18 protein-coding genes and 1 tRNA gene are annotated in these 21,581 nt (G+C 74.7%); 10 read left to right on the top strand and 9 right to left on the bottom strand.

The features are described 5' to 3' along the window. Positions 1-51: 51 nt before the first annotated feature. Positions 52-519, bottom strand: coding sequence for a DUF7144 family membrane protein (locus ACWGB8_RS11670; RefSeq protein WP_452212602.1), 468 nt, complete (start codon positions 517-519; stop codon positions 52-54). A 364-nt stretch (positions 520-883) separates the two neighbouring features. On the opposite strand from ACWGB8_RS11670, the gene ctaD reads away from it, so the two are divergent. The 4 genes from ctaD (at position 884) to ACWGB8_RS11650 (ending at position 4,516) form a co-directional block, all read left to right on the top strand. Continuing rightward, positions 884-2,545: an aa3-type cytochrome oxidase subunit I gene (ctaD, locus tag ACWGB8_RS11665; RefSeq protein WP_452212604.1), complete on the top strand. Its 1,662-nt coding sequence runs from the start codon at positions 884-886 to the stop codon at positions 2,543-2,545. 130 nt (positions 2,546-2,675) lie between these two features. After that, positions 2,676-3,110, top strand: a complete 435-nt coding sequence (locus tag ACWGB8_RS11660; RefSeq protein ID WP_452212600.1) for a BlaI/MecI/CopY family transcriptional regulator — start codon at positions 2,676-2,678, stop codon at positions 3,108-3,110. Positions 3,111-3,117: 7 nt separating this feature from the next. Then, the gene (locus ACWGB8_RS11655; RefSeq protein WP_452212598.1) at positions 3,118-4,062 is read left to right on the top strand and encodes a M48 family metalloprotease; all 945 of its coding nucleotides are present in this window, start codon (positions 3,118-3,120) and stop codon (positions 4,060-4,062) included. A gap of 52 nt (positions 4,063-4,114) precedes the next feature. Continuing rightward, entirely contained in the window at positions 4,115-4,516 is a 402-nt protein-coding gene (locus ACWGB8_RS11650) for a YccF domain-containing protein (protein WP_452212596.1), read from the top strand. 27 nt (positions 4,517-4,543) lie between these two features. Here ACWGB8_RS11650 and ACWGB8_RS11645 read toward each other — a convergent pair whose 3' ends face one another. Then, positions 4,544-6,382 carry an FtsX-like permease family protein gene (locus ACWGB8_RS11645; protein WP_452212594.1) on the bottom strand — a complete coding sequence of 613 codons (1,839 nt, stop codon included), beginning with the start codon at positions 6,380-6,382 and terminating at the stop codon, positions 4,544-4,546. A gap of 189 nt (positions 6,383-6,571) precedes the next feature. On the opposite strand from ACWGB8_RS11645, the gene ACWGB8_RS11640 reads away from it, so the two are divergent. Together ACWGB8_RS11640 and ACWGB8_RS11635 are read left to right on the top strand one after the other, a co-directional pair. Beyond that, positions 6,572-7,945: a sensor histidine kinase gene (locus tag ACWGB8_RS11640; RefSeq protein WP_452212592.1), complete on the top strand. Its 1,374-nt coding sequence runs from the start codon at positions 6,572-6,574 to the stop codon at positions 7,943-7,945. A gap of 5 nt (positions 7,946-7,950) precedes the next feature. Beyond that, positions 7,951-8,583, top strand: coding sequence for a response regulator (locus tag ACWGB8_RS11635; protein WP_452212590.1), 633 nt, complete (start codon positions 7,951-7,953; stop codon positions 8,581-8,583). A gap of 84 nt (positions 8,584-8,667) precedes the next feature. Here the strand turns inward: ACWGB8_RS11635 and ACWGB8_RS11630 are convergent, their stop codons facing one another. The 5 genes from ACWGB8_RS11630 to ACWGB8_RS11610 form a co-directional block, all read right to left on the bottom strand. After that, entirely contained in the window at positions 8,668-9,978 is a 1,311-nt protein-coding gene (locus ACWGB8_RS11630; protein WP_452212588.1) for a DUF2254 domain-containing protein, read from the bottom strand. 13 nt (positions 9,979-9,991) lie between these two features. Next, positions 9,992-11,110: a M24 family metallopeptidase gene (locus tag ACWGB8_RS11625; protein ID WP_452212587.1), complete on the bottom strand. Its 1,119-nt coding sequence runs from the start codon at positions 11,108-11,110 to the stop codon at positions 9,992-9,994. 66 nt (positions 11,111-11,176) lie between these two features. Continuing rightward, a complete protein-coding gene (locus tag ACWGB8_RS11620; protein WP_452212585.1) occupies positions 11,177-12,529 on the bottom strand; it encodes a M20/M25/M40 family metallo-hydrolase in 1,353 nt (450 codons plus the stop codon). Positions 12,530-12,597: 68 nt separating this feature from the next. Next, the gene (locus ACWGB8_RS11615) at positions 12,598-13,035 is read right to left on the bottom strand and encodes a hypothetical protein (protein WP_452212583.1); all 438 of its coding nucleotides are present in this window, start codon (positions 13,033-13,035) and stop codon (positions 12,598-12,600) included. Then, entirely contained in the window at positions 13,032-14,576 is a 1,545-nt protein-coding gene (locus ACWGB8_RS11610) for an APC family permease (RefSeq protein WP_452212581.1), read from the bottom strand. The genes ACWGB8_RS11615 and ACWGB8_RS11610 overlap by 4 nt, the downstream gene beginning before the upstream one ends. Positions 14,577-14,854: 278 nt before the next feature. Here ACWGB8_RS11610 and ACWGB8_RS11605 point away from each other — a divergent pair, with 278 nt between their 5' ends. Both ACWGB8_RS11605 and ACWGB8_RS11600 read left to right on the top strand, forming a co-directional pair. Then, complete coding sequence (locus ACWGB8_RS11605) at positions 14,855-15,343, top strand: hypothetical protein (protein ID WP_452212579.1); 489 nt, start codon at positions 14,855-14,857, stop codon at positions 15,341-15,343. Between the two features lie 206 nt (positions 15,344-15,549). After that, entirely contained in the window at positions 15,550-16,311 is a 762-nt protein-coding gene (locus tag ACWGB8_RS11600) for a hypothetical protein (protein ID WP_452212577.1), read from the top strand. Between the two features lie 97 nt (positions 16,312-16,408). Here ACWGB8_RS11600 and ACWGB8_RS11595 read toward each other — a convergent pair whose 3' ends face one another. Continuing rightward, entirely contained in the window at positions 16,409-16,897 is a 489-nt protein-coding gene (locus tag ACWGB8_RS11595) for a YajQ family cyclic di-GMP-binding protein (protein WP_452212575.1), read from the bottom strand. Positions 16,898-17,113: 216 nt separating this feature from the next. On the opposite strand from ACWGB8_RS11595, the gene ACWGB8_RS11590 reads away from it, so the two are divergent. Together ACWGB8_RS11590 and ACWGB8_RS11585 are read left to right on the top strand one after the other, a co-directional pair. After that, positions 17,114-17,194, top strand: a tRNA-Tyr gene (locus tag ACWGB8_RS11590). 537 nt (positions 17,195-17,731) lie between these two features. Then, on the top strand, positions 17,732-19,771 hold the full coding sequence (locus ACWGB8_RS11585) for an APC family permease (protein ID WP_452212573.1): 2,040 nt from the start codon (positions 17,732-17,734) through the stop codon (positions 19,769-19,771). 355 nt (positions 19,772-20,126) lie between these two features. Here ACWGB8_RS11585 and ACWGB8_RS11580 read toward each other — a convergent pair whose 3' ends face one another. Then, positions 20,127-21,392 carry a hydrolase gene (locus ACWGB8_RS11580; protein ID WP_452212571.1) on the bottom strand — a complete coding sequence of 422 codons (1,266 nt, stop codon included), beginning with the start codon at positions 21,390-21,392 and terminating at the stop codon, positions 20,127-20,129. Positions 21,393-21,581: the final 189 nt, after the last annotated feature.

The following is a 21,581-nucleotide window of genomic DNA, read 5'->3' as shown; positions in this document are numbered from 1 at the left end:
GGACCCCGACGTCGGGGTCCCGGGCACCGGTCGCCGGGGCTCCCGGGGGCGCTACCAGTTCTTCTCGGGGTGGTACACGCAGAGCGCCCAGATGATGAAGACGTCCATCGCGATCACGATGATCGACCAGAACGGGTAGTACGGCAGCGCCAGGAAGTTCTCCAGGGCGCTCAGCGAGACCACCACGAGACCCGCCCAGCGGGCCCAGGAGGCGCCCTTGAGGAGGAACGCGCCGACCAGCGCGACCAGGATGCCGAGGACGATGTGGATCCAGCCCCACCCGGTGAGGTCGAAGCGGAACACATAGCGCGGCGTGGTCAGGAAGACGTCGTCCTCGGAGATCGCCATGATCCCGCGGAAGGCCTCGAAGAAGCCGTTGATCAGCATCAGCACGGCGGCGAAGATCACCAGGCCGGGCGCCCAGTCACTGAACTGGTTGACCGAGGACGGCGGTGGCGGCGCGCCGGTGCCCGATCGCCAGGGCGGGGGCTGGTCGGGGGTGGGGGGCGAGGTGCTCATCTGCTCCTCCTAGGTCCTCCTGGGCGTACGCCGGGGCCGCGGGCGCGCGACGCACCTCGGGCGCGTCGCACACCCCCGGCCGAACGGACGTACGGAACGGCGTACGGACTTCGACCGTCCGCCCGGACCGGGCGGACGGCAATCGGACCGCGCCTGTTCGGGTGACCGCGCCGCGCGGCCCCCGGGCGCGTACGGCGGCGGCTGGTAGTGGTGGGGCGGACCTGTCCGGACCCGGGCCCGTCCCGCGCCCGCGGACCGGTCGCCGCCCGGCCCCGCACGGAAGGCGCACCGCGTGACACTGCTGCCGAAGGACGTCGTGGAACGGGCCCCGCGCCCGCCGCGCAGCCCCCGCCTCGCGCACCGGCTGCAGGAGGGCCGGCGCCGGCGCGGACGGGCCCTGGTCGCCTGGCTGACCACCACCGACCACAAGCGCATCGGCACCCTCTACATCACCACCTCCTTCGTCTTCTTCCTGGTCGGCGGGCTGATGGCGATGGCGATGCGGATCGAACTCGCCCGGCCCGGCACGCAATGGCTCTCCAACGAGCAGTTCAACCAGATGTTCACCATGCACGGCACGGTGATGCTGCTGATGTTCGCCACCCCGCTCTTCGCCGGCTTCGCGAACTGGATCATGCCGCTGCAGATCGGCGCCCCGGACGTGGCCTTCCCCCGGCTGAACGCGCTCGCCTACTGGCTCTACCTGTTCGGCTCGCTGATCGCCCTCGGCGGCTTCCTCACCCCGGACGGCGCGGCCGACTTCGGCTGGTTCGCCTACGCGCCGCTGAACAGCGTCGAGCGCTCGCCCGGGGTCGGCGCCGACCTGTGGGTCATGGGCCTGGCCTTCTCCGGCTTCGGCACCATCCTCGGCTCGGTCAACTTCGTCACCACGATCATCTGCCTCCGGGCCCCCGGCATGACGATGTTCCGGATGCCGATCTTCGTCTGGAACATCCTGCTCACGTCCGTGCTGGTGCTGTTCGCCTTCCCGGTGCTCGCGGCGGCCCTGCTCTGCCTGCAGGCGGACCGCGAGTTCGGCGCGCACGCCTTCGACGCCGCCAACGGCGGAGCGCTGCTCTGGCAGCACCTCTTCTGGTTCTTCGGCCACCCCGAGGTGTACATCATCGCGCTGCCGTTCTTCGGCATCGTCACCGAGATCATCCCGGTCTTCGCCCGCAAACCGATCTTCGGCTACTCCGGCCTGATCGCCGCCACCGTCGCCATCACCGGGCTGTCGATCACCGTCTGGGCGCACCACATGTTCGTCACCGGGCAGGTGCTGCTGCCGTTCTTCTCGATCATGACGCTGCTCATCGCGGTACCCACCGGCGTCAAGTTCTTCAACTGGATCGGCACCATGTGGCAGGGCTCGCTGAGCTTCGAGACCCCGATGCTCTGGACGGTCGGCTTCCTCGTCACCTTCCTGCTCGGCGGCCTCACCGGGGTGCTGCTCGCCTCGCCGCCGATCGACTTCCACGTCTCCGACTCGTACTTCGTCGTCGCCCACTTCCACTACGTGGTCTTCGGCACCGTCGTCTTCGCGATGTTCGCCGGCTTCCACTTCTGGTGGCCCAAGTTCACCGGCAGGATGCTGGACGAACGCCTCGGCCGGATCCACTTCTGGACCCTCTTCGTCGGCTTCCACACCACCTTCCTGGTGCAGCACTGGCTCGGCGCCGAGGGCATGCCCCGCCGCTACGCCGACTACCTCGCCACCGACGGCTTCACCGCCCTCAACACCGTCTCCAGCATCGGCTCCTTCCTGCTCGGAATCTCCACCCTGCCGTTCCTCTACAACGTCTGGCACACCTCCCGGTACGGGCGGAAGGTCACCGAGGACGACCCCTGGGGCTACGGGCGCTCGCTGGAGTGGGCCACCTCCTGCCCGCCGCCGCGGCACAACTTCACCACCCTCCCGCGGGTCCGCTCCGAATCCCCGGCCTTCGACCTCCACCACCCCGACATCGCCGAACTCGACCGGCAGCAGAACGCCCGCCCGCTGCACCTGCGCGAGCCGCTCCGCTGAGGGCCGCTCCGCCGAGGGCCGCCGCCCGGTGCCCAGGGCGGTCGGCCGCGGGGCGCGGAAGGGGCTCTCGTTAGGATGACTGCGCGCCCGCCCCGACCCCGGGCGCCGGCATCCGGAGGGAGTGGCAGTCATGGCCGAGCAGAAACAGGCCGACCCGGCCGCCGGGGACACCCGCGCCCGCCGCCGCGGCCAGGGCGAACTGGAGGCCCAGGTCCTCTCCGTGCTCCAGCACGCCCCCGGGCCCGCCACCGCCAACTGGGTGCAGGAACGGCTCGCCGACGGCGGCCTCGCCTACACCACGGTGATGACCATCCTCTCCCGGCTGCACGCCAAGAAGGCCGTCTCGCGCACCCGGGCCGGCCGCTCGTACGTCTGGCAGGCCGCCTCCGACGCCGCCGGACTGGCCGCCCTGCGGATGCGCCGGGTGCTCGACGGCGAGGCCGACCGGGACGCCGTCCTGGCCAGCTTCGTCACCGCGCTGCTGCCGCACGACGAGGAACTGCTGCGGGCCCTGCTGGACGGGGCGTCCGCACCCCCGCCGTCCGCGGCGGACACCGAGCGGTAGGCGGCTCGTGGGCGTCTTCGTCTTCCTCCCGCTCGTCCTGCCGCTGACCGCCCTGCCGATCGCCCGCCTGGCCGGGCACCACCTCCACCCGCGCGCGGTGACCCGCCTGCTCACCGTGCTCAGCGTGGTGATGGCCCTCTGCAGCGCCCTCTGCCTCGGCCTGCTCGGTGTCGTCGGCACCGCCCAGATCCCCGGGAACCCGCTGCCCGACCACTGGTCCGACCCCGAGGTGCGCGCGGCCGTCCCGTACCACCGGGAGGTCGGCGCCGCCGCGATCTGCGTCCTGGTCCTGGTGGCCGGCGGCTGCGCCCGCACCCTCGCCCGGCACGGCTGGGTCCGGCTGCGCGCCCGGCGCGCGGTCGCCGGCCTGCCCGTCGCCGACGGCGACCTCGCGATCCTCGCCGACCCGGCGCCCTACGCCTACGCGCTGCCCGGCACCGCCGGCGCGCCGGACCGGGTCGTGGTCTCCACCGGCATGCTGGCCGGCCTCGACGAGGGCGAGCGCGCGGCGCTGTTCGCCCACGAGCGCGCCCACCTCGTCCACCGCCACCACCGGCACCTGCTGGCCCACCGGCTCGCGGTCTGCGTCAACCCCTTCCTCCGGCCGCTCCAGCGGGCCGTGGCGTACAGCACCGAGCGCTGGGCCGACGAGGAGTCCGCGCAGGCCGTCGGCGACCGGCGGCTCACCGCGCGCGCCGTCGCCCGGGCCGCCCTCGTCGCGCACCGCCACCCCGCCCCCGGGTTCGCCGCCTTCGCCGAGCCCGGGCCCGTCCCGCGCCGGGTCGCCGCCCTGCTCGGCCCCGCCCCCAGCACCCGCAACTGGCCGCCCGCCCACACCCGGGCCGGGCTCGCCGCCCTGGTGGCCGCCCTCGGCGCCGCCGCCTCCACCGCCAGCGCCCTCAACGCGGCGGTCGCGCTGCTGCTGGTCCTGAAGGCCGTCACCCCGCTCTAGCGCCCATCCTGGTCCCGTGGCCGGGCCGTCGGGTCCGTGCCAGGCTGAGGGTATGAAGGTGCTTGAGTTCGTCCTCAACGTGCTCTGGTTGATCCTCTGCGGCATCTGGATGGCCATCGGCTACGCCGTCGCCGGCATCGTCTGCTGCATTCTCATCATCACCATCCCGTTCGGCATCGCGGCCTTCCGCATCGCGGGCTACGTGCTGTGGCCGTTCGGGCGGACGACGGTCGAGAAGCCGGACGCGGGGGCGCCGTCCTGCATCGGGAACGTCATCTGGCTGGTGTTCGCGGGCTGGTGGCTGGTGATCGGGCACGTGGCGACGGCGCTCGCCCTGGCGATCACGATCATCGGGATCCCGTTCGCCTGGGCCAACCTCAAGATGATCCCCATCTCGCTGATGCCGCTGGGCCGTGAGGTCGTTCCGACGGACCAGCGGTTCGGCCGGATCTGACCGGCCCGGCGGCGGTCCGCACGGGCCCTAGCGGGCCGCCGCCGCGACCGGCCGGTGCCGCAGTGCCCAGAGCGCGGCGAGGGCCGCGCACGGTACGGCGAGGGCCGCGCACCCGCCGGCCACCACCCCGATCGCCCGCCACGGCACCACCAGCGGCGGGGGCGTCCCCAGCAGGGCCAGCGCCCCGTTCATCGCGCCGAGCTGCACGGCCGCGACCGCGCAGCCGAGCACCGCACCCGTCAGCACCACCAGCAGCGACTCGGCGGTCACCAGCCGCACCACCTGGCTCCTGGTCGCCCCGCTCAGCCGGAGCAGCGCCAGCTCGCGGCGGCGGTCCACGGTCGCCATCACCAGCGTGTTCGCCAGCGCGATGCCCGTGTACACCAGGGCCAGCCCCAGCACCAGTGCGGTGCGCAGCCGGGCGATCCGGCCGGCGGCGGGCGCGGTGGCGGCCAGCCACTCCTCCCGGTCGGCGGCCCGCGCACCGTGCTCGGCGGCCAGCGCGGCCACCAGGCCCGCCGCGGACCGGTCCGCGAGCCGGACGTCCACCCGGTCCACCCGGGCGCCCGGCGCGTTGCGGGCCGTCACGTACAGACCGTTGTCGCCCAGCCCGTCGCGCAGCACGGCCGCCACCCGCAGGGTCACCCGCCGCCCGTCGGCGAGCACCACCGGCACCGCCGCGCCCACCGCGTCGTGCCCCCACTCCGCGGGCAGCACGATCGAACCGTCGTCCAGCGCCGCCACCGAACCCGCCGCCACCGGCAGCCGGGTGACCGCCGCCAGCGCGGCCGGATCGGCCGTCCGCGCCTCGGAACGGACCACCGTGCCGTCCGCCTCGACCACCGACAACCGCACCGGCCCGGTCGGCGACACGACCGCCCCCGGCACCCCGCGCAGCGCGGCCACCAGGGCGGCCGGATCCGCCCCCGGCGTGACCACGACGTCGGCGGCCGTCCGCGACCGGGCCTCCGCCGTCCGCGCGGCGCTCACCGTGTCAAGTGCCCCCGCCAGCGAACCGGTCAGCGCCACCGACACCAGCACCGGCGCGGCCACCGCCCCCGTCCGGCGCAGCGCGGCCGAGGCGTTCTCCCGCACCAGCCGGCCGCCGTACGCGGACCAGCGGGCCGGCAGCCACCCGAGCAGCCGCAGCACCGGGCGGGCCAGGACCGGCGCGAGCAGCCCGCAGGCCGAGATCAGCAGCATCGGCCGGACGGTGTACGTCTTGCGGTGCAACAGGTCGACCGGGTCCGTCAGCAGGGCGGCGGCGATCAGCAGGGCGGCCGTCAGCAGCAGACCCAGTCCCCAGAACCAGCGGCCGGCCGTCATCACCCCGGTGTCGAGGTCCGCCGAGTCCAGGGCGTCCAGCGGCCCCAGCCGGCCGGCCCGCCGGGCCGCCACCGCCACCCCGCCCAGGGCCACCAGCAGGCCGGTCCAGAACGCGGCGTGCAGCGGCCAGGCCGAGTCGGCGACCGTGAAGCCCGCCGGGGCCATCCCGACGTCCGCCAGCCGGCGCACCAGCCAGGGCGCCCCGGAGCGGCCGAGCACGCAGCCGACCGCCGACGCCGCCGCGCCCAGCACCAGCGCCTCGGTCAGCACCGTCCGCCGGACCTGCGCCCGCGTCGCCCCCGCCAGCCGGAGCAGGCCCAACTCCCGGCGGCGCTGCGCGACGGCGTACGAGAAGGTCGACGCGACGACGAACGCCGAGACGAAGGCACTCACCCCGCCGGCGGTCCCGAGCGCCGCCACCAGCGACACCACGGCCTCTCCGCCGCCCGGCCAGGCGATGGCGGAGGCGAGCCCGAGCAGCATCACCGCCGTCATCGCCACCCCGAGCGCCAGCGCCGTGAACGCGCCCACCAGCGACACCCACCGCACCTTCAACGACCTCCACGCGATCCGCAGCATCCTCATGCCGTCCAGCCAACCGCCGCCGGGCCCGCGGCACAGGAGCCCGAGGCCCACTCCCGGGGGTGGGGCAGGCCCTACCGCGCCGGGGGCGGGCACGCCCTAAGGTCGGGGCGTCGGGACGGTGGGCGGGCAGCGGGGGTGCGGCGGATGACGATCACCGGGGGGTGGCCCGGCCGGGCCGGGTTCCTGCGCTCCGGGCTGCCCTGGCGCTCCGCCGGGTACCTGCTGGCCACCGGGGCGGGCGGGCTTCTGCTGTGCGTCGGGCTGCTGCTGGCGGGGACCGTCGCCGGGGTGCTGGCCGTGGTGCTGATCGGGCTGCCGCTGCTGGTGGCGCTGGGGCTGGTCGGGGTGCCGTACGCGGCGTGGGAGCGCCGGGTGCTGGGGCTGGTGGACGCGGCGCCGGTGGCGGATCCGCACCTGGTGCCGCGGCCGGGGCTGCGGGCCTGGCTGCGGTTGCGCTACCGGGAGCGGGCGACCTGGCGGGAGCTGGGGTTCGCGGCGCTGGCCGCCCTGGTGCTGTGGCCGATCGACCTGGCGGTGGTCGGCGGTGCGGTGGCCGTGCCGGGCTACCTGCTGGCCGCGCTGCCGATGCTGCTGCTGGACGGCGAGCAGGTGAACGTCCTCAAGGTGTGGCAGGTCCACTCCCCGTACCTGGCCGCCGGCTTGGGCCTGCTCGGGGTGCTCGCCGCGGCGCTCGCGGCGTACCCGGTGACCGCCGTGGCGGCGCTGCGGGCGGCCCTGGTGCGGGCGGTGCTGTCGCCGGGCGGCCAGGAGCTGCGGATCGGCGAACTGGTCAGCTCCCGGGCGCGGTTGGTGGACGCCTTCGAGGCCGAGCGGCGCCGGATCGAACGCGATCTGCACGACGGCGCCCAACAGCGCCTGGTGGCGCTGGCGATGACGCTCGGCCTGGCGCGACTGGACGCCCCGCCGGGCAGTCCGCTCGCCGAACAGCTCGCCCGGGCGCACCGGGAGGCGGGCGAAGTGCTGTCCGAACTGCGCGAGTTGATCAACGGGATCCATCCGCAGGTGCTCACCGACCGGGGCCTGCCGGACGCCTGCGCGGACGCCGCCGACCGCTCGCCGGTACCCGTCGAGACGGTTCTCGCGCTGCCGGGGCGGCTGCCGGCGGCCGTCGAGTCGGCGGGGTACTTCGCGGTGTCGGAGGCGCTGGCCAACGTCGCCAAGCACAGCGGTGCCCGGACCGCGCGGGTGCAGGGGCAGTACGCTGACGGGCTGTTGACGATCGAGGTGTCGGACGACGGGTGCGGCGGCGCCGACCCCGCGGCCGGCACGGGCCTCACCGGGCTGGCCGACCGGGTGTCGGTGGTGGACGGCACGCTGACGGTCAGCAGCCCGCCCGGTGGGCCGACCCTGCTGCGCGTGGAGATCCCTTGCACCCTGACCGGCACGGACCCGACACCGGCCCCGGCCCCGACCTCCGGCACGACCCCGGCCCCCGGCACGACCCCGGCCCCCGGCTCGACACCGCCGACCCGCTCCGGCCGGAGGCCCCGCGACTGAGGGTGGTGCTCGCCGAGGACGGCGTCCTGCTGCGCGAGGGCCTGATCGGCCTGCTCGGCCGCTTCGGCTACGAGGTGGTGGCCGCGGTGGGCGACGCGCAGGCGCTGCGCACGGCCGTCGCCGCGCACGCGCCGGACATCGTGATCACCGACGTCCGGATGCCGCCCGGCCAGACCGACGAGGGCCTGCGCGCCGCCGTCGCGCTGCGCGAGGCGCGGCCGGGGCTGCCGGTGCTGGTGCTCAGCCAGTACGTCCAGCGCTCGTACGCCGCGGAGCTGCTGGACTCCGGTGACGGCTCGGGCGTGGGCTACCTGCTGAAGGACCGCATCGGCCAGGTCGAGGAGTTCCTGACGGCGGTCGGCGCGGTCGCGGCGGGCGGCACGGTGGTGGACCCGGAGGTGGTGCGCCAGCTGCTGCGCCGCCGCCGCGACCCGCTGGAGCGGCTGACCCCGCGCGAGCGGGAGGTGCTGGCGCTGATGGCGGAGGGCCGTTCGAACGCGGCGATCTGCCGGGAGCTGGTGGTCTCCGAGGCGGCCGTCGGCAAGCACATCGGCAACATCCTGATGAAGCTGGACCTGCCCCCGGCGGCGGAGTCCCACCGCCGGGTGCTCGCCGTCCTGGAGTTCCTCCGGGCCTGACGCCCCGACCCCTGACGCCCCGAGGCCTGACGCCCCGAACCCCTCCCGGCCCGCCGGCCCGCGGCCCGAGCCGGCTGCCGGTGCTCACGGCAGCCCCAGCCGGGCGGCCAGCTCGCGGACCGCGACGAGGTCGGCCGGCTGGTGGATCCGGTCCCCGGCGTCCGCCAGGACGAGCCGGGCCTGCCCGGAGATCGCGGCGCGCCGTTCGCCGTCGGGGGGCACGGCGGTGGCCGCGGAGCCGAGCAGCCGCAGGAGGGCGAGGCAGACCGCGGGCTCCGCGCAGCCGTACCGGCGGGGCTGGGCGCAGGCGAGGTCCAGGTACTCGTCGAAGCGGTGGCCGGAGACGGCCACCCGCAGCACCCCGGCGCCGTCGTGGTACAGCCGGTCGCCGAGCGGCAGGGCGGCCAGCCGGTGCAGGACGGGGGTCAGCCGCTCCAGCAACTGGACGGCGCTGTAAGGGTCGTTGATGGCCGCGGAGAGCGTGCGCAGGGCGATGTCGACGAGCTGGCGGATGCCGAACGCGGTGTCCTGCTGGAGGGTGCGCTCGGCCCCGATCCGTACGCTGCGGCGCAGGGCGTGGGCGAGTGCCGCGGGGTCGGCGGGGGCGCCGCCGGACCGGCTCCAGACGACGGCGAACGGGAACGGACCGGTCACCAGGTGGTCGCCGACCCGGGGCAGTACGACGACCACCGCGTCCTGCCGGGCGGCCTCGGCGAGCAGCCGCTGGGGGTGGACGGTCTGCAGGTAGCCGGAGCGCGGGACGGCGAGCGCGGTGGCCCCGGGCGGTGGCCGCGGCCCCTCCAGGTCGGGGGCGGGGGCGCCGGGTTCCGGGACGGGCAGGGCGCGCAGGGTGTTGCCGGCCGTGGTGGTCATCACCGAGTCGATCCGGATCGAGTGCGCCACGTGGTGGACGAAGTAGACCAGCATGCCGAGGCTGACGAAGACCAGCACGATCGCCCCGGTGACGGCGATCCGCGGGAACTCCCCGCCCTCGGAGCCGTCCCGGACGCCGACCGTGTAGAGGCCGGCGGTGCTGTACGCGAAGGTGGCCACGAACACGGCCAGCACGACCTGGTTGGGGCGGTCGCGCAGGAAGTTGCGCAGCAGCCGGGGCGAGAACTGGGTGGAGGCGACCTGCAGCGCGACGATCGTCAGGCCCAGGACCAGCGCGATCACCGTGACCATGGTCGCGGCGATGGCGGTGAGCACCTGCCGGGCGTCGTCGGCGCTGCCGGCGAAGGCCAGCGGGTGCAGCCAGGAGTCCTCGTCGACCCCGAGCCGCGAGAGCACGCTGCCGGCGATCAGCGCCAGGACGACGGCCGCCAGCGGCAGTGGCCAGAGCGCACCGCGCAGGTACTCGCCGAGGGCCTCGCCCCGGTCGCGGATCGGACGCATCGGGCAACCTCCGCTAGGAGACGATCCCCAGCTCGTGCGGGGTGTTGTTGAACCGCCGCCCGCCGGTGGCGGTCACCGTCACGATGTCCTCGATGCGCACCCCGAACCGTCCCGGCAGGTAGACGCCGGGCTCGATCGAGAAGCACATCCCCGGCACCAGCGGCTGCTCCTCGCCCTCCACCAGGTACGGCGGTTCGTGCGTGGTGATGCCGATGCCGTGGCCGGTCCGGCGGACGAAGTACTCGCCGTACCCGGCCCCGGTGATCACCTGCCGGGCGATCCGGTCGATCTCCTGACAGGTCACGCCGGGCCGGACGGCCTCGAAGGCGGTCTGCTGCGCCGCCCGCACCACGTCGTGCACCTTCTGCACCTCGGCGGGGACGTCGTCGCCGACGTGCACCGTCCGGGTGGTGTCGGAGCCGTAGCCGTCCTTGAGGCCGCCGAAGTCCAGCACCACGGTGTCGCCCGCCCCGATCACCCGCTCGCCGGCCTCGTGGTGCGGGTTCGCGCCGTTCGGGCCGGAGCCGACCACGGTGAAGTCGACCTGGCTGTGCCCGTACTGGATCAGCAGCGCGCTCAGGTCGGCGGCGACGTCGGTCTCCCGCCGCCCGGCGAACCCGATCTCCAGGATCGAGCGGTACGCGGCGTCGGCGGCGCCCCCGGCGGCGGCCAGGCGCTCCAGTTCGTCGGCGTCCTTGACGGCGCGCAGCATCGGGAGGGCGGCGGTGAGCGAGCGGTACCGGCTGTCGGGCAGCGCGGACTGCAGGCCGAGCAGGTGCATCGCCCAGGCGGCGTCCGAGATGCCGTACCGCCCGGCCGGGTCCAGCAGCGGCGCGGCGGTCGCGTACGGGTCCTCGCCGTCGGACCAGTCGAGCAGCCGCAGGCCCGCGGTGCCGGGGGCGCGTTCGGCGTCCGGCCGCTCCAGCTTCGGGACGACCAGGGCGGGTTCGCGTCCGGCGGTGAGGACCAGTGCGGTCAGCCGCTCGGTGATCGCGGTCGGCTGGTACCCGCACAGGTAGACCAGGTCGGGGCCGGGGGCCACGACCAGCCCGGTCAGGCCGGCGGCTCCGGCGGCCCCGGTGGCCCGGCGCATCCGGGCGGCGTAGTCCTCGGTGGTGAACGGTCGTGGCATGGGGGTCTCCCGTCTCTCCCGATTCCCGGGGTGGTGCGCGGTGCGGGGCCGCTCGGTCGCAGGCCGCTACCGCCTCGCCGACTCGGCGTAGTGGCGCAGGAACAGCGCCTCGACGCGGGCCATGTGCTCGATCTCGGAGGGGTCGACGCTCTCGTTCGGTGCGTGGATCAGGCAGCGGGGCTCCTCCACCCCCATCAGGACGATCTCGGAGCCGGGGAAGGTCTGCGCCAGCACGTTGCACAGCGGGATCGAACCGCCCTGGCCGAGGAAGGAGATCGGCCGGCCGTAGACCTCCTGCATCGCCTGGTCGAGAGCCGCGTACGCGGGCCCGCCGGTCTCGGCGCGGAACGGCGCGCCGGTGCTCTCCGGTTCGACCTCCACCCGGGCGCCCCACGGCGCGGCGGCCCGCAGGTGGGCGACCAGTGCCTCCCGGGCCTCGGACGCGCCGGTGCCGGGCGGGATCCGCAGGCTGACCCGGGCCCGTGCGGTGGCGGGCACGGCGGCGGCCGAGCCGACCACCGGCGGGCAGTCGATGCCCAGCACGGTGACGGCCGGCCGGGCCCACAGCCGGTCCGCGACGCTGCCGGAGCCGGTCAGCGCGACGCCGTCCAGCACCCCCGCGTCGGTACGGAACTGCGCCTCGTCGTAGCCGACCCCGCTCCAGGTGCCGTCGCAGGGCAGCCCGTCGATCCGGGTGCCGCCGTCCGGGTCGCGCAGCGAGTCGAGCAGGCGGATCAGCGCGGCGAGGGCGTCGGGCGCGGGCCCGCCGAACATCCCGGAGTGCATGTCCCCGGCCAGGGTGGCGACGGTGACGACCACGGTGGTGACCCCGCGCAGCGAGGTGGTGGCGGTGGGCACCCCGACGGCGGCGTTGCCGGTGTCGCAGACCAGCAGCGCGTCCGCGTGCAGTTCGCCGGCGTGCGGCGGCACGTACGCCTCCAGGCCGCCGGTGCCCTGTTCCTCCGAGCCCTCGGCGACGAACTTGATGCCCACCGGGACGTCGTCGCCCAGCGCCCGCAGCGCGGTGAGGTGCATGACGATGTTGCCCTTGCAGTCGGCGCTGCCCCGCCCGTACCAGCGGCCGTCCCGCTCGGTCAGTTCGAACGGTGGGGAGGTCCAGGCGTCGTCGTCCAGCGGGGGCTGCACGTCGTAGTGGCAGTAGAGCAGCACGGTCGGGGCGCCGGGCGGCGGCGGGCGGTGGCCGATCACCGCGTGGCTGCCGTCCGGTGTCTCCTCCAGGTGGACGTCGCGCAGCCCGGCCTCGGTGAACGCGGCGGCGACCCACTCGGCGGCCCGGCGGCACTCCTCCGGCGGGTACTGGCGCGGGTCGGCGACGGACCGGATGGCCACCAGCTCGGCCAGGTCGCTCTTGGCGCGGGGCATCAGGTCGGTGATCCGCAGGGCGAGTTCGTCGGTCATGGGTTCGTTCTCCCGGATCGGTCGGGGCGGTCGTACCGGTCGGCTGCGGGTCGGGGCGGTCGTACCGGTCAGCTGCGGACGGTGTCGTGGAGCTTGAGGTCGTCGATGTCGTCCTGGATGTCGGCGAGCTCGTCCGGGCAGTACACCGAGAGCACGATCGCCTCCGCCTGGACCACCTCGCGGTCGGACAGGACCGGCCGCTGGCCCGGGCCGGACGCGCCGTTGGACATCGCGTTCTTCCACTGGGCCCGCTTCAGCGCGTCGCCCGGGTCCTCGCAGACCGCGCCGCCGTCGTCGCCGAGGGTGTGCACGATCTGGTCCTGGGAGGGCGCCGGGTAGCCGGCCGCCGAGAGCTTGCCCGACAGCTCCTGGGCCTTCTGGTTGGCCTGGTTGGTCTCGTGCAGCTGGGAGTACGTCAGCAGGCCGGTGATCAGCATCCCGACCAGCAGCACGATCGAGCCGACGTAGATCCACCGGTGGCGCGAGGCCATCATGCTCGGGCTCATTGCGCACCTCCTTCGGCACGGCGCCGCTCGTCGGCCTCCAGCGCGGCCGCCTCGGCCTGGGCGTCGGGCGAGCGCCACTCGGGCTTGCGCAGCTTCAGGAACAGGAAGGGGATCACCACGCCGAGCAGCAGCAGCCCGCCGCCGACGATGGCGACGTACGTCCAGACGCTGCCGCCGCCGAACTGGGAGGACGGCACGAAGCCGATCACCATCGCCGCCGCGGAGGACAGCAGGCCGACCACGCACAGCGGCACCAGCGCGGGCGCGCGGTAGCCCCGCGGGTGGTCGGGCCGGTCGCGGCGCAGCCGGATCGCGGCGAGGAACATCAGCAGGTAGACGATCAGGTACACCTGCGTGGTGATCACCGAGAAGATCCAGTACGCACTGGAGACATTCGGGATCAGCGCGTACGCGAGGGCGATGACCGTGGTGACCACGCCCTGGGTGACCAGCAGGTTCTGCTGGACGCCCTCCTTGTTGAGCCTCTGCAGGAACGGCGGGAGGTAGCCCTCCTGCCGGGAGATCATCAGCAGGCCCTTGGACGGGCCGGCCAGCCAGGTCAGCATGCCGCCGAGCGAGGCGGCCACCAGCGCGACCGCGATCACCGGGGTCAGCCAGCCGATCCCGAAGTACTGGAAGAAGGACTCGAAGGCCTGCATCACGCCGGCCGTCAGGCTCAGCTGGCTGGACGGCACCACCCAGCTGATCGCCAGCGCGGGCAGGATGAAGATCAGCAGCACCAGCCCGCAGGCCAGGAACATCGACCGCGGGAACTCCTTGGGCGGGTTCTTCAGCGAGGAGACGTGGACCGCGTTCATCTCCATGCCGGAGTAGCTGAGGAAGTTGTTGACGATCAGCACCAGGCTCGCCAGCCCGGCCCACTGCGGGAACAGGTGGGCGGCGTTCATCGGCGCCGCCGAGGCGTTGCCCTGGCCCAGGAACACCAGGCCCAGCACCACCAGCAGGGTCCCCGGGATCAGCGTGCCGATCACCAGGCCCCACGAGGAGAGGCCCGCCACCGCCTTCGTCCCCCGCGCGGAGACCCAGACGCCGGTCCAGTACAGCACCATGATCACGACCGCCGTGTACGGGCCGTTGCTGGCCAGGGCCGGGTTGACCACGTACGCGATCGTCGACGCCACGTAGGCCAGCAGCGACGGGTAGTAGAAGATCGTCATCGCGAACTGGCACCAGACGGCCAGGAAGCCGAGCGGCTTCGACAGGCCCTCCGACACCCAGCGGTAGACGCCGCCCTCCCAACCCGAGGCCAGCTCGGCCGAGACCAGCGCGGTCGGCAGCAGGAAGACGACCGCGGGGACGAGGTACAGGAACACGCAGGCCAGCCCGTACACCGCCATGGTGGGGGCGGAGCGCAGACTGGCCACCGACGCGGTCGTCATCAGGGCGAGCGTCAGCCAGGACATCCGGGGCGCATTGGCTATGCGGGCAGCCCTGGCCCCGGCCCGCGGCGGGGCGGCGGCCGGGCTCCCCTGGGTCGGTGGGCCGCCCGGGCCGGGCGAGGGCGCGTCCATGGCGCTCATGAGTCCTCCTCCGAGTCCTCCTCCGGGGTGCGGCCCGGAACGGCACCCGGGAGGTCCGGGCAGGCCGTACCCGGCCAGTTCACCCGCCTGCCCGGCGCGCCGCATGCGGCGTACACCCGCCCGGGTGAGCGCCCGTCACCGGCTGGCGGGAGCGCGAGCCGGTTCCCGCCCGGACCGCCCGCCCCTTCACGCCCCTTTCGGCCCCCCTTTCGAAGCCGTACGGACACGGATCCATAAACCGTGCGCGAATTGTCGGTGCGCTGCACGAGGATGGCGCAATGTCCTACGAACTCCAGGCACTGATAGCCCCGTTGGAGCTGCTCAGGATCGCCGCCGCCGAAGTGTCGGCCGCGCGGGTGGCGCCGCTGGCACAGGGGCTGGCCCTGATCCCGGCGACCGGGGCGTTCCTGGCCGCGATCGGAGCGGGCGGTGACGGCACCTCCTCCGCCGGGCACGGTTTCGACTGGTTCCCGGAGGGCTTCGAGCGCCGGCTCGCGGCCTGGTCCAAGGCGGGCCCGATCGCCTGCGTCCAGGCCGACTACTTCGGCGGCACCGGCACCCAGCTCGCCGCCGTCTGGTCCGACGGGCGGCTGGACCTGGGCCCGCTCACCAGCGGCGAGTTCGAACCCTTCCCGGCCGAGGGCAGCCCCATCTCGCAGGCCCTGCGCCGGATCGGCGCCCGCGCCGACGGCGGCGCGGTCGACGAGTTCGAGGCGGTCGGCCTTCCGGCCCATCGGCGTACCGACGGCTGGGTGCCCGCCGGCTGAGTGAGGCGCGGCACGCCCCGGGCGCCCCCGCGGCGCGCCTCGCCGTGCGGTTGCGGGGCCGCGAACCGTTCGGCCCACGACCGGTGGCCGGGCCGTACGGCCTGCCCCAACGTGTGAACCAGGCACCGCCCGGACCGGCATCCCGCCGGTCCGGGCGCACCGCCTCGGGCCCACCGCCCGTTTCACACCGAGAGGAAGCACCACCTATGCGTGCCACCTGGATGGCCGCCGCAATGACCGCAGCCGTCACGCTGATCCCGGTCACCACGGCGTCCGCCACCGCCGACGGCAACGACGCCGCGGCACTCCGCTCCACCGTCGGGCTCCCCGCTCTCCCCGCTCCACCCGCCCTGTCCCTCCCCGTCCAGGTCCCGCCGGTCGCGGCCCCGTCCGTGGCGGCTCCGCCCGTCGGGGTCCTGCCGGTGGACCTGCCCGCGGCCGACCTGCCCGCGCCCGGCCTCCCCGCGCCCGGCCTCCCCGCGCTCCCCGACCCGGGGGCCCTGCCGGATCCGACCGCCGCCCTCGGCGCGCTCGGCGGCCTCGGGGACCTCCTCGGCCTGGTCGGCGACCTGGTGGCCGCGGTGCTCCCGTCGTCCGGCACCCCGGACCTGGGGGTCCTCCAGCAACTGCTCGCCGGCCTCGACGGAATCGTCCAGGGCCTGCTCGGCCAGCTGCCCGTGCCCGTCCCGGCACCGCCGGCGCCGCCGCTGCAGCAGCAGCCGCGGACCACCCTCCCGGTCCCGGACCCGGCGGCGCCCGCCCCGGCGGCGCCCGCCCCGGCGGCCCCGGCCGCGCCCTCGGCCGCGTCGCCGGTCGCGCCCTCCGTCGCGTCGCCGTCCGCGGCTTCCGTGGAGCAGCAGGTCGGCGCCCTCCGGGCGAAGGCCAAGGCCCTGGTCGACGCCGCCGCGGCGGTCCAGGCGGACCCGGCGGCCGCCCGGCAGGCGGTCACCGGTCGCACCGCCCGCTGACCGCCGGGCGGCGCCCCCGCCCGCCGACACGGCAGCGGCCCCGGTCCCGAGTCACCTCGGGGCCGGGGCCGTCGTCGTTCCCCCGCGGGGGAGCCGCTCAGCGGTAGTTCACGAACTGGATCGCGAAGTCCAGGTCCTTGCCCTTGAGCAGGGCCTGCACGGTCTGCAGGTCGTCACGGCTCTTGGAGCTGACGCGGAGTTCGTCGCCCTGGACCTGGGCCTTGACGCCCTTGGGGCCCTCGTCGCGGATGATCTTGGCGACCTTCTTGGCATCGTCCTGGGAGATGCCCTCCTTCACGTTCGCGAAGATCTTGTACTCCTTGCCGGACAGCTGCGGCTCCTTGGTGTCCAGAGCCTTCAGCGACAGGCCGCGCTTGATGAACTTGCTCTGCAGCACGTCCAGCACGGCCTTCACCCGCTCCTCGCCGCTGGCCTTCATCTCGATCGTCTCGCCGGAGCGGCTGATCTCGGCGCCGACGTTCTTGAAGTCGAAGCGGGTCGCGATCTCACGGGAGGTCTGGTTGATCGCGTTGTCGACCTCCTGCCACTCGACCTTCGAGACGATGTCGAAACTGGAGTCGGCCATGGTGTGTTGGTCTCCTTGCTGCGCTGGCTTCACTGACACGGCCCGCCCACCGGGCGACCCGCCGCCCCAGCCTATCCAGCACGGCCCCGCCGCCGCCCCCGACAGTCGCGCGCCACCGCTTGATCATCACGTGACCTATCGAGTGGCGGAGCACCCCCCGGCATCGGGTATCGTTTACGGAGTCGAACGGGGCAGCCCCCGGGAGGCACAAATCCTGGCTGGTTGCCCGAGCGGCCAAAGGGAGCAGACTGTAAATCTGTCGCGCAAGCTACGCAGGTTCGAACCCTGCACCAGCCACTGGATTACCAGAACGGCCCCGGAGAGCGGAAACGCCCTCCGGGGCCGTTCTGTTGTGCGTACGTCCGTCGGGGTGAGCTTGTTGCACATTGCTTGCAATAACTTCGGGGAGGCAGCAGAGTTGGGGGCGGGGTGGGGCGGGCCGTTCAGCCCCGTTGCCGAGCAGTCCCGGTCGTCGCGCCCAGGTGTGCGCCGGGGGTCCTCCTTCCGGCTGATCGTCTTCCCAACCGGCGCCCGCCGGGACACCGGCCCGCCCACCCCGGTACCGGCCGACCCGCCCCGGCCCCCCCCGCGCTGCGCCGGCTGCGCCCCGTGCCGATTTGTCAGCTCCTGCGCTGAACGGCTGATTCGACCGGGCCCTTCCGGCGGTGTCCCGACGCCGCACCGCGACCCCGCAGCGGCCCCAAGTGCCCCGGGGTGCCGCTCTCATGGCCGCGCCCGCCCGCGGAACCACCCCTCCCGGCCGGCGCACCGGACCTGCGCGACACTCCGCGCGGGCCCGTGGCCGCGGCCCGGCCCGCGCATACGCTCGCCGGTGTGTTCAACCTGCCCCAGGCGCTCAAGCGCCTCGTGATCGGCCGGGCGATGCGCAGCGAGGAACTCGGCGGGACGCTGCTCCCCAAGCGCCTGGCACTGCCGATCTTCGCCTCCGACCCGCTCTCCTCGGTGGCCTACGCCACCCAGGAGATCCTGCTGGTGCTCACCGTCGGCGGCACCGCCTTCCTGTACCTGACCCCGTGGGTGGCCGCCGGTGTGGTGGCGCTGATGGTGGTCGTGGTGGCCTCGTACCGCCAGGTGGTGCACGCCTACCCGAGCGGCGGCGGGTCGTACGAGGTGGCGTCCAGGAACCTGGGGCCGCGGGCGGGCCTGGTGGTGGCGGCCTCGCTGCTGGTCGACTACGTGATGACGGTCGCGGTGTCGGTGGCGTCCGGCGTGGACAACGTCATCTCGGCGTTCCCGGCGCTGGACGACCAGCGGGTGCTGATGGCGGTGGGCTTCGTCGCGCTGCTGACGGCGATGAACCTGCGCGGGGTCCGGGAGTCCGGCAAGGCGTTCGCCGCGCCGACGTACCTGTTCATCACCGCGATGCTGCTGATGATCGGCACCGGGCTGATCCGCTGGGCCTTCGGCGACGCGCCGGTCGCGGCCAGCGCCCGGTACGGCATCGAGCCGGAGCCCGGCGAGGACGCGCTGGCCGGGCTGGGCCTGCTGATGCTGGGCCTGCGGGCGTTCGCCTCCGGCTGTACGGCGCTCACCGGCGTCGAGGCGATCTCCAACGGCGTGCCGGCCTTCCGCCGGCCGAAGTCGAGGAACGCGGCGACCACGATGGCCGCGATGGGCATCGTCGCGATCACCATGTTCTCCGGGATCACCGCGCTCGCCCTGCTCGCGGACGTGCACGTGGCCGAGGACGCGTGCCGCCTCACCGGCTTCCCGGACTGCACGACGGAGCCACAGCAGACCGTGATCGCCCAGCTGGCGGCGGCGGTCTTCGGGGGCGACGGCAGCGTGCTGTTCTACGTGGTCCAGGCGGCGACCGCGCTGGTCCTGATCCTTGCGGCCAACACCGCGTTCAACGGCTTCCCGCTGCTGTCGTCGATCCTGGCCGAGCACCGCTACCTGCCGCGCCAGCTGCACACCCGCGGCGACCGGCTGGCGTTCTCCAACGGCATCATCGCGCTCGCGGTCGTCGCCGGCGGCCTGCTCTGGCTGTACGACGCCAACGTGACCGACCTGATCCACCTGTACATCCTGGGCGTGTTCACCTCCTTCACGCTGTCCCAGATCGGCATGGTCCGGCACTGGAACCGGCTCCTGGCCGCCGAGACCGACCCCGCGGTCCGCTCGGCCGCCCACCGCTCGCGGGCCATCAACGCGCTCGGCGGGGTGACCACCGCGCTGGTGCTGGTGATCGTGCTGCTGACCAAGTTCACCCAGGGCGCCTGGCTGGCCGTGCTGGCCGCGGCGGTCCTCTGGGTGATGATGCGCGGCATCCGCCGGCACTACGACGCGGTCTCCGCCGAACTCGCGGTCGACGACCCGCACGCCGAGTCGGTGCGGCCGTCCCGGGTGCACGGCATCGTGCTGGTCTCCACGCTGCACAAGCCCACCCTGCGGGCGCTCGGCTACGCGCAGGCCTTCCGGCCGGACACCCTGGAGGCGGTCACCGTCGCGGTGGAGGCGGAGGGCACCGCGGAGCTCAGGGAGCTCTGGGCCCGGTACGGGATGGCGGTGCCGCTGAAGGTGCTGGACTCGCCGTACCGGGAGATCACCAAGCCGGTGGTGGCGTACGTCCGGGAGTACCGCCGCACCAGGCCCCGGGAGGCCGTGGCGGTGTTCATCCCGGAGTACGTGGTCGGCCACTGGTGGGAGCACCTGCTGCACAACCAGTCGGCGCTGTGGTTGAAGAGCCGGCTGCTGTTCACCCCGGGCGTGATGGTGATCAGCGTGCCCTGGCAGCTGTCCTCCTCCAGCCGGGCGTACCACCCGACCCGCCGGGCACCCGGTGCGGTGCGGCGCGGCGAGCCGGCCGTCCGGGCGGAGCACGAGAAGCTGACGGCGCCCGAGAACGCCTGACACCGCGGTCCGCGTGCGGTCCCCGGACCCGATCCGCCAGCGATCCGTCAGCGATCCGTCAGCGATCCGTCAAGGGGCCGAAGGGCCGCGACAGGAGGGCGTCAGGACCGTGTCCGGCGGCGGTTCGGGGGCGTAGCGTCACCGGTGTGGGAGAGGCCCCGCTCCGTGGGGGATGCCTGGGGCCGACCTGCCGCCGAACGGACTCACACCGACAGCCCGCCGGCGGCCAGTAGTGGGGGAGGGGCGCGCGGTGTTCGCCGCACCGCGCGCCCCTTGGTGACCGCGGGCCCCGCGACGACCGGGCCGGACCGCGACGACCGGGCCCGACCGCGGCGGTCGGGCCCGACCGCGGGGCTCAGCTCGGGCTGCTGCTCTGGCGCGGCAGGGCCAGCGCCACGGTGTCCGCGAACTCCCGGACCGCACTGGTGCGGCTGACGACCCGTCCGCAGTGCACCACCAGCCGGCTGTGGCCGCCGGCCAGCGCCCCGGCCAGGCTGTCCCCGCGCACCGCCAGCAGCTCCGCCGGGAACCCCGCGTCCACCCGCACCGGCGGCAGCCCCAGCGCCGCCCGGGCCCGGTTCGCCACCGCGTCGTACGCCGCCTCCACCGGCAGCGCCCCGCCCGCCGCCAGCAGGTACGCCGCCTCCAGCGGGTCCGCCCGCCCCACCGGGTTGGCCGGGTCGCGCAGCGAGCCGCTGCCCGCCGCCAGCGGCACCCGCGCCTCGGTCAGCTCCCGCACCAGCGCCGGCCGCAGTCCGGCGGCCCGCCCCTCCACCCCGGTGCAGCAGCCGTTCTGCGGCAGGCAGACCACCTGCACGCCGCTGGTCGCCAGGGCCGTGGACGCCCCGGGGGCGAGCGCGCTGCACGGCCCGAGCAGCACCCGCGGCCGCAGCGGCGCCAGGGCCCGGGTCAGCCGGGCCAGCTGCGCCGGGTCCGCGGCCGTGGTGTGCAGGTCCACCGGGCAGTCGGCCTCCCGGGCGGCCTCCAGCAGCGCCTGCACGTACCCGGCCGGGTCGGGGTCCAGCTCCGGGCAGCCGCCGGCGGCCGTCGCGCCCAGCTTGAGGGCCTCGCGCAGCTGCGCCCGCCCGTCGGCGCCGGCCCGTCCGGTGAGCAGCCGGGGCATGGCGACGGTCTGCAGCTCGGCGAGTCCGCGCAGGGCCTGTTGGGCGGTGAGGACGGCCTCCAGCCGGCGCAGCCCGTGCACGTCGCCGATCCGGACGTGGGTGCGCTGGGCGGTGGCGCCATAGCCGAGCGAGGTGAGCGCGGCCTCGGTGACCCGGCGGGTCAGGTCGCCGGGGGTCTCCGGCGGCGGGGCGGGCAGGGCGGCGGAGAAGGCGACGTCGTAGTGGGCGTGCGGTTCGGCGGGGGCGGGCAGCAGCAGGTAGCCGGTGAGGTCGATCCGGGCGCCGGTGGTGGCGGTGGGCATCCCGGGCAGGGCGGGCAGCGGGCCGAGGCCGCCCGCGGTGCCGACGGCCTGGATGCGGTCGCCGCTGATCCGGACGTCCACCACCCGGCCGTCGGCGAGCCGGGCGCCGGTGAGCAGCAGCACGGGGCCGTGTCCGAGCGGGTTGGCGGCAGGCCCCGGGCCGGGGTTCGGTCCGTCGGCGGGTGCGCTGTCCATAGGTGCCGACCCTAGGGCGCCGGGGCGCGGGGGGCCGGGAGGCGGGGATAAGTCGTATCGGGTCGGGGCGCGGGCCGTGCGGGCGGTTCGAACGCGCGCCCGTCCGGCCGCTCGTCCGTTCACCCCGTCGACCTGCGGTCTTGCCGTCGGGATACGGATTTCACCTCTGGGCGCGGAACGTGTAATCTC

Source organism: Kitasatospora sp. NPDC054939 (assembly GCF_053610105.1).
Note: the sequence above shows the minus strand (reverse complement) of the source record. Positions and strands in the feature narration are given on the sequence as shown.

What these genes read in the sequence shown, in the direction of transcription:
- ACWGB8_RS11670 (WP_452212602.1), bottom strand. Translation starts at nt 519, where the DNA reads ATGAGCACCTCGCCCCCCACCCCCGACCAGCCCCCGCCCTGGCGATCG.
- ACWGB8_RS11660 (WP_452212600.1), top strand. Translation starts at nt 2,676, where the DNA reads ATGGCCGAGCAGAAACAGGCCGACCCGGCCGCCGGGGACACCCGCGCC.
- ACWGB8_RS11650 (WP_452212596.1), top strand. Translation starts at nt 4,115, where the DNA reads ATGAAGGTGCTTGAGTTCGTCCTCAACGTGCTCTGGTTGATCCTCTGC.
- ACWGB8_RS11640 (WP_452212592.1), top strand. Translation starts at nt 6,572, where the DNA reads ATGACGATCACCGGGGGGTGGCCCGGCCGGGCCGGGTTCCTGCGCTCC.
- ACWGB8_RS11630 (WP_452212588.1), bottom strand. Translation starts at nt 9,978, where the DNA reads ATGCGTCCGATCCGCGACCGGGGCGAGGCCCTCGGCGAGTACCTGCGC.
- ACWGB8_RS11625 (WP_452212587.1), bottom strand. Translation starts at nt 11,110, where the DNA reads ATGCCACGACCGTTCACCACCGAGGACTACGCCGCCCGGATGCGCCGG.
- ACWGB8_RS11620 (WP_452212585.1), bottom strand. Translation starts at nt 12,529, where the DNA reads ATGACCGACGAACTCGCCCTGCGGATCACCGACCTGATGCCCCGCGCC.
- ACWGB8_RS11615 (WP_452212583.1), bottom strand. Translation starts at nt 13,035, where the DNA reads ATGAGCCCGAGCATGATGGCCTCGCGCCACCGGTGGATCTACGTCGGC.
- ACWGB8_RS11610 (WP_452212581.1), bottom strand. Translation starts at nt 14,576, where the DNA reads ATGAGCGCCATGGACGCGCCCTCGCCCGGCCCGGGCGGCCCACCGACC.
- ACWGB8_RS11605 (WP_452212579.1), top strand. Translation starts at nt 14,855, where the DNA reads ATGTCCTACGAACTCCAGGCACTGATAGCCCCGTTGGAGCTGCTCAGG.
- ACWGB8_RS11600 (WP_452212577.1), top strand. Translation starts at nt 15,550, where the DNA reads ATGCGTGCCACCTGGATGGCCGCCGCAATGACCGCAGCCGTCACGCTG.
- ACWGB8_RS11595 (WP_452212575.1), bottom strand. Translation starts at nt 16,897, where the DNA reads ATGGCCGACTCCAGTTTCGACATCGTCTCGAAGGTCGAGTGGCAGGAG.
- ACWGB8_RS11580 (WP_452212571.1), bottom strand. Translation starts at nt 21,392, where the DNA reads ATGGACAGCGCACCCGCCGACGGACCGAACCCCGGCCCGGGGCCTGCC.